The sequence below is a fragment of the Leeuwenhoekiella palythoae genome (assembly GCF_020310025.1).
GTDB classification, from domain to species: Bacteria; Bacteroidota; Bacteroidia; order Flavobacteriales; family Flavobacteriaceae; genus Leeuwenhoekiella; species Leeuwenhoekiella palythoae.
Genome location: NZ_CP084318.1, coordinates 283,085 through 297,500, shown reverse-complemented (window position 1 = coordinate 297,500; position 14,416 = coordinate 283,085). Strand labels below are relative to the sequence as shown.

Below are 14,416 nucleotides of genomic sequence, written 5' to 3'. Positions count from 1 at the left end.
TGCATCAGCGTGGATATCGCCTTAATACTAACGTAGCTCCTATTAATGAAGTGCTTGCTGCAGGGTGTTTGATGCTTTCAGGATGGAAAGGCCACAGTGATTTTCTTGACCCAATGTGCGGTAGTGGAACGATGTTGATCGAAGCTGCGATGATCGCCTGTAATATTCCGCCTAATTTGAACCGAAAGCAATTTGGTTTTGAGAATTGGCACGATTGGGATCCTGATTTGTTTGATATTATTGAAGCTTCTGCCTTAAAGAAAATTAGAGAATTTCATTTTACAATTCAAGGCTATGACAAGGATCCTTCGGTGATCGAAAAGGCCAAAGAGAATATTAAAAATGCTGAACTCAGTGAATTTATTTCAATAAAGGAAGCTGATTTTTTTAAGACTGAAAAAGAGCGCGAGCGTCATTTGCAAATGGTTTTCAATCCGCCCTACGGCGAAAGAATTCCTGTAGAGATGGAAACATTTTATAAGAATATAGGAGATACTTTGAAACAAAATTATAAAGATACCGAAGCTTGGTTTATCACTTCAAACCTTGAATCTTTAAAACACGTAGGTTTACGCACCAGCCGAAAAATTAAACTTTATAATGGTTCTTTAGAATCCCGGTTAGTGAAATATGGTATTTATGCCGGCTCTAAGAAAGCGAAATATCAGAATAACGATTAATAGAACGGTTTATATAATCCTTTTTATAACTCTTAACTTATGGGTGTGAGTGCGGCGTTCTGCATTGTAAATTCCTGTGTGGTCTATACGATCTATGCGCACTTCACCGTGGCAATGTATAATGTAATTGTCTTGGAGCATAATACCCACGTGCACAATAGCGCCTTCATCATTATCAAAAAAAGCAAGATCCCCAGGCTCGCTTTCTTCAATAAAACTAAGCGGTTCACCTTGAGTAGCTTGTTGTGAGGCATCTCTAAATAGTGCATGTCCATTGAGGCGATAAACCATTTGGGTAAAGCCGCTACAATCTAAACCAAAGGGCGTACGGCCACCCCATAAATACGGACTTTTCAAATACAATAATGCGGTATTGATAAAGGTTGCTTTTTCCTTTTTCTCTGCTACAGAATTGCCTTCGTAATGATCTCCCGTCAATGCTAAATTAGCCAACTGCGCCCCTAATGGAATGCTCAGCACGTGTTCGTCAGAAGAGGTTGCCATTTGCAAAAGATCACTCGCCAGAATAGGAGTACGCTTTTCGGCATCATCATAATCTTCTGCGGTAATCTCTTTGTATTGCTTATTGTCAATCCAGCCCTCATATTTATCATGAGCAAGACGAATTCGGCTCCATTTTTTGCGAATTTCGAGCACTTTAAAATGCTCACCATAAAGTACTTGGTTTATCATCTCGGCTGCATCAGCAGGCTCTAAACGCATAGGTACAATACTTAATGGGCAAATGCCGTAATTCATCAGGCGGTTTTGAAATTTTGGTAAAAGTAATTCAAATGATTTTTACGCACCAAAATGATTATTAACAAGACGTGTATAACTTCTAAAATACTTATCTCGAGATCACCATTGCCGATGCGCCACCACCACCATTACAGATCGCCGCTGCTCCCAGCTTGGCGTTATTCTGTTTTAGGACATTGATAAGTGTGATGAGTATACGCACACCACTGCACCCTAAAGGATGGCCTAATGAAACAGCTCCACCATTGACATTTACTTTATCTGTAGATAAGCCCAATATTTTCATATTAGCAAGACCCACAACAGAAAAGGCTTCATTAAACTCAAAATACTCAATCTCACCTTGACCTACACCGGCTTTTGCGAGCGCTTTAGGTAACGCTTTAGAAGGAGCGGTGGTAAACCATTCAGGGTCTGTGGCAGCATCAGCATAACCTTTAATACTGCATAAAATGTCCAGGTTAAGTTCTTCAGCTTTTTCTCTGGTCATGAGGATCACTGCTCCGGCGCCGTCATTAATAGTCGAAGCATTTGCTGCGGTAACCGTACCATCTTTGGAAAACGCAGGTCTTAAGCTGCTTATTTTTTCCATACGAACATTTTTAAATTCTTCGTCTTCACTAACCACAACCGGCTCTCCGCGACGCTGAGGAACTTCCACAGGAATTACTTCGCCTGCAAACTTTCCACTTTCCCAGGCAGCAGCTGAGCGTTTGTAACTCTCAATTGCAAAAGCATCTTGATCTTCGCGTGAAAAATTATACTTGGTAGCGCAAGCATCGGCGCAAACGCCCATCGCATTCCCATCATAAGCATCTACAAGTCCGTCTTTTTGCATACCATCTATAAGTGTGGTAGGACCAAATTTCTGCCCGTTGCGCATATGTACGTAATGTGGGATTTGGCTCATACTTTCCATTCCGCCGGCAACGACAATGTCATTGTCTCCGAGTGTGATAGATTGAGCCGCAAACATCACGGCTTTCATACCTGAAGCACATACTTTATTCACCGTTGTACACGGCACATTTTTAGGAATACCGGCCCCCAAGGCAGCTTGGCGTGCAGGAGCTTGTCCTACACCGGCCTGAACTACGTTACCCATAAATACTTCGTCAACAAGCGAAGGGTCTAAATTAATTTTGGTCAAAGCGCCTTTTATAGCAGCCACGCCAAGGTCAACAGCAGTTAGTGAAGATAGACTTCCTAAAAAACTACCTATAGGGGTGCGTACTGCAGAAACGATTACAATATCTTTTTTCATCTTTATTTGTGTGTTTTTTGATAGAATTCAAAAATAACAAATAGCTAACGAAAACGTTATCATTTGGCCTATACTTAACACCTCAAGCTTCCCGTTTTATTTTAGTACTTTTACTTTCATGTCAAGGATTAGAAATGAAATTTCCTTGAAAAAGGTCAAGACTATTTTAATGAGTAAGTCTTCGATTTTTGTAGCCTCACAAGAGTTATATGAGTAGTATTTTAAACCGATTTTATAAAAATCAAGGTGCGCTTTATAAGGTATTGCTGTGTATTGCAAGCACCATTCTTATCGTTTATCTTTTTCCTAAGAGTGGAAAATTTCAATTTGATTTTCAGCAAAATAAGCCTTGGCAGTATGATAATCTATACGCGCCGGTAGACTTTGCTATTTTAAAGAGTGAGGATCAATTAGAGCAGGAGCGTGCCGAAGCAGAAAACTCTATAATTCCTTATTTTAATTACGATCAAGATATTGCTAACGAGGCAAAGGCAGCTTACGAAAACCAATTTTCTTCGGTTTTTACAGATTCAATTTTTAGAGATCGGCAAAGCGAACTGAAGAAATTTGGTTCTCAAATTTTAGAGGATATTTATAAATATGGGGTGATTGGCGATTTGGCAGCTTTTCAAGAAGGCAGAAAAATATACTTGCGTCGCGGAAATGAGATCGAAGAAACTTCCATAGAAAATCTGAATTCTACAGATGAAATTAGCGCTTTGATCAACCGCCGACTTGTAAACGGACCATACGTACAGGCGGTCAACCGTTTTAAAGAGCTGTTTTACGACGTGGTGCAACCTAACGTCACTTATGATGAAAAGCTCACCAATAAGGAATTAAATGTTGAGTTGAGCAAGATCGCTCCTACCAAGGGCGTGGTGAATAAAGGAAGTCGAATTGTCGCAAAAGGTGAAATTGTTGAACAAAGTACGTATCAGATCCTAAAGTCTCTACAAGCCGAATATGAGTCGCAATCCTGGACTGCCAGTAAGTATAATTGGGTTGTTTTTGGTTATGTTTTGCTCGTTTCGGTGGCACTGACAATGTTGTTACTTTTCATTAAAACCTATCGCGAACACGTTTTTGAAAATAATACGATGGTGACGTTTATTTTCTTCAATATCATTTTAATGGTATTGTTCACCACACTTATCGTGAAGTATGATGCGAATTATGTTTATGTGGTTCCGCTCTGTATTTTGCCGCTTGTAATAAAGGCCTTTTTTGATTCTAGATTGGGTTTGTTCACGCACGTGATCACTTTACTCTTATTGGGATTCATTGTGCCTAATACTTCAGAATATATGTTTCTGCAAGTAATTGCAGGAATTGTGACTATTTTGACCGTTTCAGAACTGTATAAACGCGCCAACTTGTTTATTTCGGTAGGGCAGATCACTTTTATGTATATCATAGGGTATTTTGCTTTTCACATTATCCACGAGGGGACCATAGATAATTTGCAATGGGAAACCTTCAGTCTTTTTATAATTACCGGTTTAGCGACGCTTTTTGTGCAGCCGCTTATCTATGCCTATGAAAAGATCTTTGGTCTTGTAAGTGATCTTTCACTTCTAGAGCTTACGGACACAAATTCTAAGTTACTTAAGAATCTTGCTAATAAAGCACCGGGAACTTTTCATCACAGTTTAAATGTGGCAAATTTGGCCGAAGCAGCAGCTAACGAGATTGGAGCAAATGCGATGCTTACTAGGGTAGGAGCACTGTATCATGATATTGGCAAGATGTTGAATCCTACTGATTTTACAGAAAATCAATCTACCGGAATCAATACACACGAAGATCTATCACCTAAAGAAAGCGCTAGAATTATTATTGATCACGTAATTAATGGAATCGAGGTAGCCCGGAAAAACAACCTACCAGATCGCGTTATTGACTTTATACGCACGCACCACGGGACAAGTACGGTGTACTATTTTTATAAAAAAGCGCAAGAACAGGATGAGGATGTCAATATTGACGACTTTAGATATCCCGGACCCTTACCGTTCAGCAAAGAGACTGCAATCTTAATGATGGCTGATAGTGTAGAGGCGGCGAGTAAAAGTTTGAAATCACCAACTTCGGTATTGATCGATTCATTTGTAGAAAAAATCATCAATAAGCAAATGGAGGAAAATCAGTTTTTAAATGCTACGATTACTTTTAAGGAAATACAGATAATTAAGAAGGTTCTGAAGTCAAAACTGAATAACATCTACCATTTGCGCATAGAATATCCTGAATAGTGATTTTCTGAAAATCTTGTTTTCAGGGAGTTAAAAAAAGATTCAAAAAAAGTTATAGAAATTCTCTAAAAAGCTTTGGTTGATCAAAAACTTAGATATATATTTGCACCCGCGTTTTGAGAGAGACGCCAACGTTCTTAGGAGAGGTGCCAGAGTGGTAATGGAGCAGATTGCTAATCTGTCGACGGGTAACCGTCGCCAGGGTTCGAATCCCTGTCTCTCCGCAACTTTTTTAAGAAAACACCTCGGGGTGTAGCGTAGCCCGGTCATCGCGCCTGCTTTGGGAGCAGGAGGTCGCAGGTTCGAATCCTGCCACCCCGACGAAATAGGTATTTAACATATATTGTTTGATATCTAATTCTATGAAAACCAGTAAAATACAATTTTACTGGTTTTTTTTATGTCCATTTGTAGGCATATTCGTTGGTGTCCTTTTTGATGTCCTATTTTTTTAGAGAAGAAAATACTACATTTAAGGATCATAACCGGGTTTGACTATCGAGCGGTTTGGCTTTCGTTTAACAGATTTTTTAATTTAAACGAAAGTTATGATTACTTCACACACTTTAAATGTTCATTTTTGGCTGAAAAAAAGTTCAGTTCGAAAAGATGGAACATTTCCAATCTATGCTCGTATCTCCATTGGAAGTGCCAGTAGAGTAGATTTAAGTACAAAACAAAATGTTTTAGAACAAAACTGGTGCGATAAGTCCAGCAGGGTTGGAAAACGCATCAAAGACGCTCGACGTATCAATGACGAATTGGATACTATCTATTCTGAGATCAAGAAGGCATATAAAGAACTCCGAAATGAAGGAGTTCCAATAAGTGCCAAGGCAGTTAAGCTAAGATGTACTGGAAAGGATAGACCTGTATCTACAATAAGGGATCTTATTCAATACCATACCGAAAATGATTTAAAAAAATTAGCTCCAGGAACAGCTAAGAATTATGCTGCTACAGAGAAATATATTTTACGATTTGTAAAATCTGAATATAAGTGTGATGATATTTATCTGTCACAGATTGATTATACATTCATTGTAAAATTTGAAGATTACCTTAGAGACTGCAAAACGCTTAAAAAAGCGCAGCCACTTAATAATAATGGTAGGATGAAACACTTGGAACGCCTAAAGAAATTCACCACCTTAGCCTTAAAGCATCGTTGGATAAAATCTAACCCTTTTGCATTGTATCAGTTGAAATACGAGGATTTCGACTGTCCGTTTCTTGAAGAGAATGAGCTTAAAACTATTTCATCAATAACCCTTACTGATGATAGTTTGAGTATTGTTCGCGATGTGTTTGTTTTCTCTTGTTATACCGGATTATGCTATATAGAGGTTAAAAACTTGAAAACTGGTGATATCGTAAACGGTATCGATAAAGAAGACTGGATAATGGTGCGACGACAGAAATCCAAAACTCCAGTAAAATTGCCTCTATTGGAGCAGGCTAATCGAATTTTGGAAAAGTATCAAGAAGTTTCACAGGATGTGCATACGAATAAGTTACTACCTGTATTTAGTGATCAGAAAATCAATAAGTATTTAAAGGAAATTGCGAAACTATGTAAGATTGAGAAAAACCTCACTTTCCACGTAGCCAGACATACTTTTGCAACCACAGTGACATTACTCAACGATGTTCCTATTGAGACGGTCTCAAAAATGCTTGGTCACACTAAACTTTCTACCACTCAAAAATATGCTCGAGTCGTAGAGCAAAAAATAAGTAAAGATATGAGTAGTCTTAGATCTAAACTTAAGCAGACTAATAGAACATCAACTAAAAGTAAAACTTATAAGGACAATGGGCATTTACGTATTGTCTGATGTTTTGCTTTTTATTTTTTTTGAAAAACAGAATTTGGGACGAACTCCGTTTTTCCTATTCCTCATAGGATGAGTTTGAGTAAGTATTTTTGATGTACATATGCAAAACTTTTAAAGAGCTAATACTGAACAATATATTGTGTCTAAGAAATTTAATAATTAGGCTGAGTGATTTACGATTGATTTAGCTTAATACTATTTTCACTCATTGAATAATTTCTGAACATTTAATTCCCTTACTCAAGTTTTAAAACTTCCCTCGTTAGCTTTTTGAATTTCCTAAAGCATTATCGCTGTACTTCTCCTTTTACAAAAACAAATGACCATTGGTTTGTTAAAGTTAGCCCGACATTATCACAGGTTGGGTACGCGCTTTTATATGGCCTTACTAAGTCAAACTCTTGAAAAAGTATCAGCAACAGAAGAAGTAACAATGATAGGCCCTATTGGATATAAATCAAAAAGCTTATGAAATTAGAATTATTGGCATCTAGTAATTCATGGGTTTTCTACTAAAACCAATCATTTCACTTTGTTAAAAAAACTCTTCAATAGTGGATGCAAAATGTCAATCTTCATACTGTAATTCAATAGTTGTCTTTTGTAATTTAAATTTCTCAGTCAATCTACCTGAAATTTCTTTAACCGATACATCACTTGTTCCAGGATTAACTTGTAAAATCATACTTGCGGTAGTTTGTGTGGTGCTCAATGCCCAAATATGGATAGATTTAACAGCTAGCACTCCATCAAAATTTAATACTTCGAATTTGATTTTTTCTAAATCTAAGTGTTTAGGAACTGCATCTATTAAGAGATATAATGATTCTTTTAAAAGTCCCCAAGATGAATAAATGATTACAATTACGATCAATATACTAAGCAATGGATCGATCCATTCCAAATCGAGAAATTTAATGGATAAACCACCACATAATACTGCTAATGTAACTCCTGCATCAGCAGCCATATGCAGAAATGCTCCACGCATGTTCAAGTCATTTTTTTGACTATTCCAAAATAGTAACGCTGTGCCAGTGTTGATAAATAAACCAATTATAGAAACATAAATTATTAATTCACCAGGGATTTCATTCGCCGAATTCAATTTTTGAATAGCTTCCCAAGCAATAAAAAATGCCGCTATAATAATAATTGCACCATTCAAAAATGATACAAGGATAGTTGTTTTTTGATAGCCATATGTAAATCTATTATTTGCTGGAATAAGGGTCAATTTGTAGGCTATCCAGGCGAGTATTAAGCTAAAAACATCACTAGCATTATGCCAAGCATCGGCTATTAGTGCTGAAGAATCCACTCGCATTCCATAAAAAAATTCCACTATTACATATAATGTATTTAAGATAATGCTAAGACTAAAAACCAATCCAAATTTTTGTGATTTATGATTATGAGACATATTTAAAACTTTATTTATAAGACTTTACTATTTAATTTGACATATATCACAAATTCCCTTGACAAGAATCTGAGTTGTTTTTACATGATATCGCGGTGGAATAGAAATCTGAGGTAATGTATAATTGTACATACAGTAAGTATGATTGCAGGATAAACAATTTAAGTGCAAATGGTTTTGGTGCTCTGGTTGATTAGGATCATTCAAAGCATATTTTAGGTATTTACTATCATCAATAATTGCGTGTATTAGCCCCTTTTTTTCAAAGGTTTTAATAGTCCGTAATACAGTTGAACGACTTACCTTTTGAAATTTTGATTCAATATCTGTAATTGTTAATGCTTGTCTATGCTTTCTCAAAAAACTAAATATAAGTATGCGCATAGCAGTAGGGCGAAGCTTGGAGTTTAAAAGAATGTGTTCACTAGAATTCATACTATTATTATTCAATGTCCGTGTTCAGTTTCTCCTTTATTCATTTCTGAGATCAAGTAATACGCTTTGTTCCAGACTACCATTTGCCTTTCTTCCAAAGGCTGCAGCAATTTTATTTCTATCCAGCCGGTATCTGACTGACCGGTTTGGACTTTTAAAGGGCTTAAAGCCCAGACTTCTTCCTCATTTTCAGTTACTTTTTTAGCTGTAAAAATATAATCCTCGCCATTCTCAGTAATAACAGCCTCTTCTGGGAGTGCGGTTACTTTATCTTGGGAAGTGGCTATTTTTGCTGTAAGGTACATCCCTGGTAAGAGGTTGCTATCTCTGTTTTCTATTTCTGCGTGTACGTGTAGCGCTTTAGGCTGCTGTTCAAATGTTTTACCCACGGAATAAATTTTTGCGCTTAGATCGGATTCTGGTAGGGATTCAATAGTGATTGCTACAGTTTGACCTTCCTTTACCTTACTCACATCTTTTTCGAAGACCATCAGATCAGCGTGTATATGATCGGTGTTTACGATTTCAAACATCTCAGTCTGTTGCTGTACAAACTGGCCGACTTTAATATTCACTTGTTCTACGTATCCATCGATAGGACTTACTATAGGTATTTGATTATAGAACTTTCCACTGCGTAACTGATTCAGGTTTAAATGAAATAATTGAAGTTGTGATTCCAGACCCTTAAACAGCCCTTTAACACTGTTATATTCCGATTCGGTTTCTTGGTACTTTCTACCGGAAGCCACTTCTGCCTCGTATAGGCGTTTTTGACGATTGTATTCTTTTTCCAAAAATATCATCTTGTTGTAGGCGCTCGTGTAATCAGTCTGTAGCTTGACCAGATCCGGGTGGCTCAAATATCCCAACACACTTCCTTTACTGACTTTATTTCCCTCAATCACCTTTATGCTAGTCACATTTGCGCCAATTATCGCGGTAATTGCAGCCTCGTTTTGAGGCGGTACTTCCAACTGACCGTTGGCTTCCACCAATGTAGTTAAACTTTTAATGGGCAAACTATCTACTTTCAATTCCATCGCTTCAAACTTTTGTGGCGATAGGTGTAGTTTTTTGCGCTCGAGGCCTGCGTTTGCTTTTTGAGGCTGGTCACCGTTATCGGCAGGAGCTGTCTCATTATACTTTTCGTATCCGCTTTGATCAGTTTTTCCCTCTTTACAAGAACTTAAACTGAATATGACCAAGGCTACGTAAAAAATTGGTTTTATATTGAAATTCATAGCTTTAATATTTATTGTTTTGCGGAATTAAGGAAAAATTCCAGTTCGTATTTTGATCTCAGATAATTGTTAAGTGCATCCCAAGACTTGCTTTGTATGCCTATGGCGTCACGTACCGTTTGAAGGAAAGAGGTATAACTAATACCGCCCTCTTTATAGGCAAAAACCGCCCCGTCCCTTTGTTCTTTGGCAAGCAGAAGTGCTTCTTGTTCATAGTATTTCCACGATTCCTGCCATTTCAGATACTCCTGTTGCAGATCTTGGTATTTTGAATTGAATTGAAGCTTCTTAGCTTTGAAATTTTGTTGCGCAATCTGAGTCTGTATTTTGGCCGATTGCGCGTACCCCAAATCAGGACCGAAAAAAAGCGGAATGGAAATTCCAACTTGAAAACTGAAAAATCCTTTCTGTCCCGCAATTTTTTGTCTTCCATATTGTGCGTTGAATTTTGGAAAAAACGCTTTGGTACTGAGATTACGCTTCGCATCGGCAACCCCGATCTGATGCTCATAATAGTCCAGCATTGGGTGGCTCTTAATCGAATCTTTGCGCTGCAATATGGGCGTATTCATTTCATCGACACTTGTATCTGCAACGGTATAGGGTGTATCGCTCACCAACCAAAGATTTAGTTTTTGCAGATTACCCAGGTAATCCCTATAGGCTTGCATTTTCTGTAGGCTTACCTGCCGGGCTTGATTTGTGGCCGCCAAATATTCCAGCTTCGAGGAAGCTTCTGTCTCATAACGCAACCGTGCCGCCCGTTCAAAATCGCTAAAAATGGAATCGAGTTCCACATACAATTGGTACTTGCGTTTAGAGGTGTAGGCATCACCCCAGGCCTTGCTCACTTCCCGCTCTATTTGAAGGGAGGTAAGGTCGAGTGCTGTTTCGCTTAGCTCAATTTTCTCATTTTGCAGTTTATTTTTGGCACCGATACTGAACACATCGATATTTTGTTGCTGCACCCCAACGATGGTGTAAATACCTTCATCGCCATTGCGACTATCGGGCAACTCTTCGCCACCGGTGAAAATTTGGGTGGTTCCCAAATCCCAAACGGTTTTTTTCCGGGCTTCTTGGTTTTCGATTTCCAGTTGTGCCGCCTTCATTTTGGGATAGTTGGCTTGCGCTTTTTCTACTGCATCTCTTAAAGAAATTGTGGAAAATCCTTGTGCGACTTTCAAGATGTCCTGCTCAGGCGCACTTTGCTGGGGCCTATCCTGCGTTTGAGCACTTGCACTTGCCGGAATGCCCATTGATCCAAGACCCAATAAAATGGCAATCAGTCCAGGGTTTATGGCAGCTTTGCCCGGTTTACCGTAGTTTTTATTCCCGGATTTCTCCACAAAACTGTACAAAACGGGAACAACGATCAGCGTAAGTAAGGTTGCGGTTATCAATCCGCCAATAACTACCGTGGCCAAGGGTCGCTGTACCGAAGCACCAGCTCCGTGGGATAGTGCCATTGGGAAAAATCCCATAATTGCAGCCAATGCGGTTAAAAAAATTGGACGGATTCGTTCTTGTGTACCTATTAGAATACGTTCCTGTATATCCATAACCCCTTCTTTCTTTAATGAATTCAACCTACTGATAAGTACCAGCCCGTTCAATACCGCTACTCCGAAAAGGACGATAAATCCAACGCCTGCCGAGATACTAAAGGGCATTCCACGAACAGCAATGGCAAAAATCCCACCTATAGCCGCCAGTGGTACTGCCATATAAATCATAATCGATTGAGAGAAAGAGCCTAAAGCGAAATACAGTAACAAGAATATAAGTGCCAGGGCAATGGGAACTACAATTGTTAAACGATCTTTTGCGCGTTGCAGATTTTCAAAAGCACCTCCATATTCAATATGGTAGCCGGGCGGCAAGTCTAATTGTGCGTCCATTTTGGTTTGGATATCATTGACCATGGATTCCACATCGCGACCCCGCACGTTAACCCCTACATAAATTCTACGTGAAGTATTGTCCCGGGAAATTTGCATGGGTCCAGGCTGATAACTGATATCGGCCACTTCCTTAATGGGAATCTGATTCCCACCGGGTAAATCGATCAACAGGTTTTTTAGGTTATCAATATCCTTACGGTGTTTTTCATCCAATCGCACCACCATATCAAAGCGTTTTTCGCCCTCAAAAATGACTCCTGCAGTACCTCCCGCAAAGGCGGTACTCACGTACTGATTGAGTTTTTGTATGTTCAGGCCATATTGGGCGACCTTTCTTCGGCTAAAGCGAACAGTCATTTGCGGCAGTCCCGAGGTGGCCTCAAGATTAACATCACCCGCGCCGGGAACGGTTTTGATGATAGCGGCCATTTTTGCGGCCTTTTGGGAAAGCACATCTAGATCTTCTCCATACAGTTTGATGGCCACGTCTTCTCGAACGCCGGTAAGCAGTTCGTTAAATCGCAGTTCCACGGGCTGGCTGAAAACGAAGTTGACACCAGGTACGATCGATAATTTTTCTTTAATTTTTTTAATTAATTCCTCCTTTGTATCTGCGGAAGTCCAATGATCCTTGTTCTTTTCCAGGATAATATAGGTGTCGGCAATGTCCATCGGCATCGGGTCGGTCGGGATATCGGCTACACCAATTCGAGCCACCATAGTTTCCACTTCCTGAAAATTATCTAGTACGATATTCTCGATTGTTTTTGAGGTTTCAATGGATTCACTTAATGAGCTTCCCGGTCTTAATAAGGCCTGCATCGCAATATCGCCTTCATCAATACTAGGGATAAACTCTCCACCCATTTTACTGAAAGTAAATCCGGCACCTAGAAGTAATATAACTGCAATCACTAATACGATTATGCGATGGTTCAAAGATTTCAGGACTATAGGCCGATAGCCTTTATTGATCCGGTTCATCATCCCGTTGCTGAAACCTGAAATTTTATCCTCCACATTATGGAACCAGTTTCTATTTTTTATAGCCGGTCTCATCATAAGTGAAGTAATCACCGGCACGTAGGTTAAACAGAGAATAATGGCACCTAAAACCGCAAATCCAAAGGTAAATGCCATCGGGCGGAACATTTTTCCTTCAATCCCTGTCAAGAATAATATTGGGGTAAATACAATCAGGATGATAACCTGTCCAAAGAAAGCTGAATTCATTACCGTACTACTCGCATCATAGACGACTTCGTCCATTTGTGGCTGGTCGAATTGCTGTTTACCGGCCTTGATTCGCTTTTCAATTTCGTGAACCGTTCCTTCAACAATGATAACAGCCCCATCAACTATAATTCCAAAGTCAATTGCCCCCAAGGACATCAGGTTTGCCCAAACACCAAAAGCTTTCATCAAAATAAAGGCAAATAGCAGGGAAAGTGGAATTAGAGAAGCAGTGACCAAACCTCCACGAAAACTACCCAGTAGCAGTACCAGCACAAAAATCACAATGAGAGCCCCTTCAATCAGATTTTTCTCGATGGTGGCTGTGGTCCTTCCTATGAGCGCACTACGATCCAAAAAAGGAACGATCTTAAGTCCTTGCGGTAGCGATTTCTGTACTTCTCGTATACGGTCTCTTACCGTATTGACTACTGAATTAGGATTGTCGCCCCGTAACATCAGCACCATACCTCCCACAGCTTCGTGACCATCTTGGGTAAAGGCTCCGTAGCGTACCTGATTTCCAAAATGGACCTTTTCAGCGACGTCTTTTACCAAAATGGGCAGGCCATTTTCGTTTCTGATTACGATCTGTCTAACATCATCTAGCGAACGGACGAGGCCTTCACCACGGATGAAATTGGCCATTTTGTTCTTTTCGATGTAAGCCCCGCCGGTATTTACATTGTTTTCCTGTAGGGCATCAAAGACTTCAGTCATCGTCACATTCATCGCGTTCAGCTTGGCGGGATCGATGGCGATCTCATATTGCTTGATCTTTCCGCCAAAGGCATTGACTTCCACAACACCTTCCGTTAGGGCCAATTGGCGTTTTACGATCCAGTCCTGTTTCGCAGTTCGGTCGGGGAATATTTGTCCTCATAGCCTTCTTCAGCTTTCAAGGTGTATTGATAGATTTCCCCCAATCCGGTTGTAATAGGTCCCATTTCTGGACTGCCAAACTGTTCGGGGATCTCTGATTTGACCTCGTTGAGTTTTTCCCCAACCAATTGACGGGGCAGGTAAGTGCCCATATCCTCCTTAAAAACAATGGTCACCACCGAAAGCCCAAAACGGGAGACAGAGCGTATTTCATTAACACCCGGTAGGTTGGCCATAGCCAATTCAACGGGATAAGTTACAAATTGCTCGATGTCTTCTGTGGCTAGGTTGGGCGACTGAGTAATAATTTGTACCTGATTATTGGTAATGTCGGGTTGAGCACCCAAGTTGATAGTGGACATAGAATACAATCCTACTCCAATCAGGAAAAGTATGAAGAGTCCAACAATAAGCTTATTCCTTATGGAAAAAGCGATGATTTTATTAATCATGAAATTCTACAATTTAATTCAGTTATAGATATATGTAAGCGGCC

8 protein-coding genes, 2 tRNA genes and 1 pseudogene (1 of these 11 only partly in view) are annotated in these 14,416 nt (G+C 39.5%); 5 read left to right on the top strand and 6 right to left on the bottom strand.

What is annotated here, in order from left to right; genetic code table 11:
* Nucleotides 1–680: the 3' portion of a THUMP domain-containing class I SAM-dependent RNA methyltransferase gene (locus tag LDL79_RS01220; RefSeq protein ID WP_225598852.1), read on the top strand. It extends 484 nt beyond the left edge of the window; only the last 680 of its 1,164 coding nucleotides appear in the window; its start codon lies off the left edge, out of view; the stop codon is at nt 678–680.
* Nucleotides 681–689: 9 nt separating this feature from the next.
* Here the strand turns inward: LDL79_RS01220 and LDL79_RS01215 are convergent, their stop codons facing one another.
* Together LDL79_RS01215 and LDL79_RS01210 are read right to left on the bottom strand one after the other, a co-directional pair.
* Nucleotides 690–1,439, bottom strand: coding sequence for a C40 family peptidase (locus LDL79_RS01215; protein WP_072985203.1), 750 nt, complete (start codon nt 1,437–1,439; stop codon nt 690–692).
* A 91-nt stretch (nt 1,440–1,530) separates the two neighbouring features.
* On the bottom strand, nt 1,531–2,706 hold the full coding sequence (locus tag LDL79_RS01210; RefSeq protein WP_225598851.1) for an acetyl-CoA C-acyltransferase: 1,176 nt from the start codon (nt 2,704–2,706) through the stop codon (nt 1,531–1,533).
* A 209-nt stretch (nt 2,707–2,915) separates the two neighbouring features.
* Between LDL79_RS01210 and LDL79_RS01205 the strand changes: the two genes are divergently transcribed.
* The 4 genes from LDL79_RS01205 to LDL79_RS01190 all read left to right on the top strand — a co-directional run bounded on the left by LDL79_RS01205 (nt 2,916) and on the right by LDL79_RS01190 (nt 6,799).
* A complete protein-coding gene (locus LDL79_RS01205) occupies nt 2,916–4,961 on the top strand; it encodes an HD family phosphohydrolase (protein ID WP_225598850.1) in 2,046 nt (681 codons plus the stop codon).
* 140 nt (nt 4,962–5,101) lie between these two features.
* Nucleotides 5,102–5,185 (top strand) — tRNA-Ser (locus tag LDL79_RS01200).
* Nucleotides 5,186–5,207: 22 nt separating this feature from the next.
* Nucleotides 5,208–5,282: transfer RNA gene (locus tag LDL79_RS01195), tRNA-Pro, on the top strand.
* Nucleotides 5,283–5,509: 227 nt separating this feature from the next.
* Nucleotides 5,510–6,799: a site-specific integrase gene (locus LDL79_RS01190; protein WP_225598849.1), complete on the top strand. Its 1,290-nt coding sequence runs from the start codon at nt 5,510–5,512 to the stop codon at nt 6,797–6,799.
* Nucleotides 6,800–7,367: 568 nt separating this feature from the next.
* Here LDL79_RS01190 and LDL79_RS01185 read toward each other — a convergent pair.
* The 4 genes and pseudogenes from LDL79_RS01185 to LDL79_RS01170 form a co-directional block, all read right to left on the bottom strand.
* Complete coding sequence (locus tag LDL79_RS01185; protein WP_225598848.1) at nt 7,368–8,222, bottom strand: cation diffusion facilitator family transporter; 855 nt, start codon at nt 8,220–8,222, stop codon at nt 7,368–7,370.
* Between the two features lie 27 nt (nt 8,223–8,249).
* Nucleotides 8,250–8,657, bottom strand: coding sequence for a Fur family transcriptional regulator (locus tag LDL79_RS17265; RefSeq protein ID WP_225598847.1), 408 nt, complete (start codon nt 8,655–8,657; stop codon nt 8,250–8,252).
* A gap of 11 nt (nt 8,658–8,668) precedes the next feature.
* The gene (locus LDL79_RS01175) at nt 8,669–9,901 is read right to left on the bottom strand and encodes an efflux RND transporter periplasmic adaptor subunit (protein WP_225598846.1); all 1,233 of its coding nucleotides are present in this window, start codon (nt 9,899–9,901) and stop codon (nt 8,669–8,671) included.
* Between the two features lie 11 nt (nt 9,902–9,912).
* A pseudogene (locus LDL79_RS01170) lies at nt 9,913–14,372 on the bottom strand (CusA/CzcA family heavy metal efflux RND transporter).
* Between the last annotated feature and the right edge of the window lie 44 nt (nt 14,373–14,416).

Excerpts from the sequence above, each read along its gene's own strand:
- LDL79_RS01205 (WP_225598850.1), top strand. The coding sequence starts at position 2,916 with ATGAGTAGTATTTTAAACCGATTTTATAAAAATCAAGGTGCGCTTTAT.
- LDL79_RS01215 (WP_072985203.1), bottom strand. The coding sequence starts at position 1,439 with ATGAATTACGGCATTTGCCCATTAAGTATTGTACCTATGCGTTTAGAG.
- LDL79_RS17265 (WP_225598847.1), bottom strand. The coding sequence starts at position 8,657 with ATGAATTCTAGTGAACACATTCTTTTAAACTCCAAGCTTCGCCCTACT.
- LDL79_RS01190 (WP_225598849.1), top strand. The coding sequence starts at position 5,510 with ATGATTACTTCACACACTTTAAATGTTCATTTTTGGCTGAAAAAAAGT.
- LDL79_RS01210 (WP_225598851.1), bottom strand. The coding sequence starts at position 2,706 with ATGAAAAAAGATATTGTAATCGTTTCTGCAGTACGCACCCCTATAGGT.
- LDL79_RS01185 (WP_225598848.1), bottom strand. The coding sequence starts at position 8,222 with ATGTCTCATAATCATAAATCACAAAAATTTGGATTGGTTTTTAGTCTT.
- LDL79_RS01175 (WP_225598846.1), bottom strand. The coding sequence starts at position 9,901 with ATGAATTTCAATATAAAACCAATTTTTTACGTAGCCTTGGTCATATTC.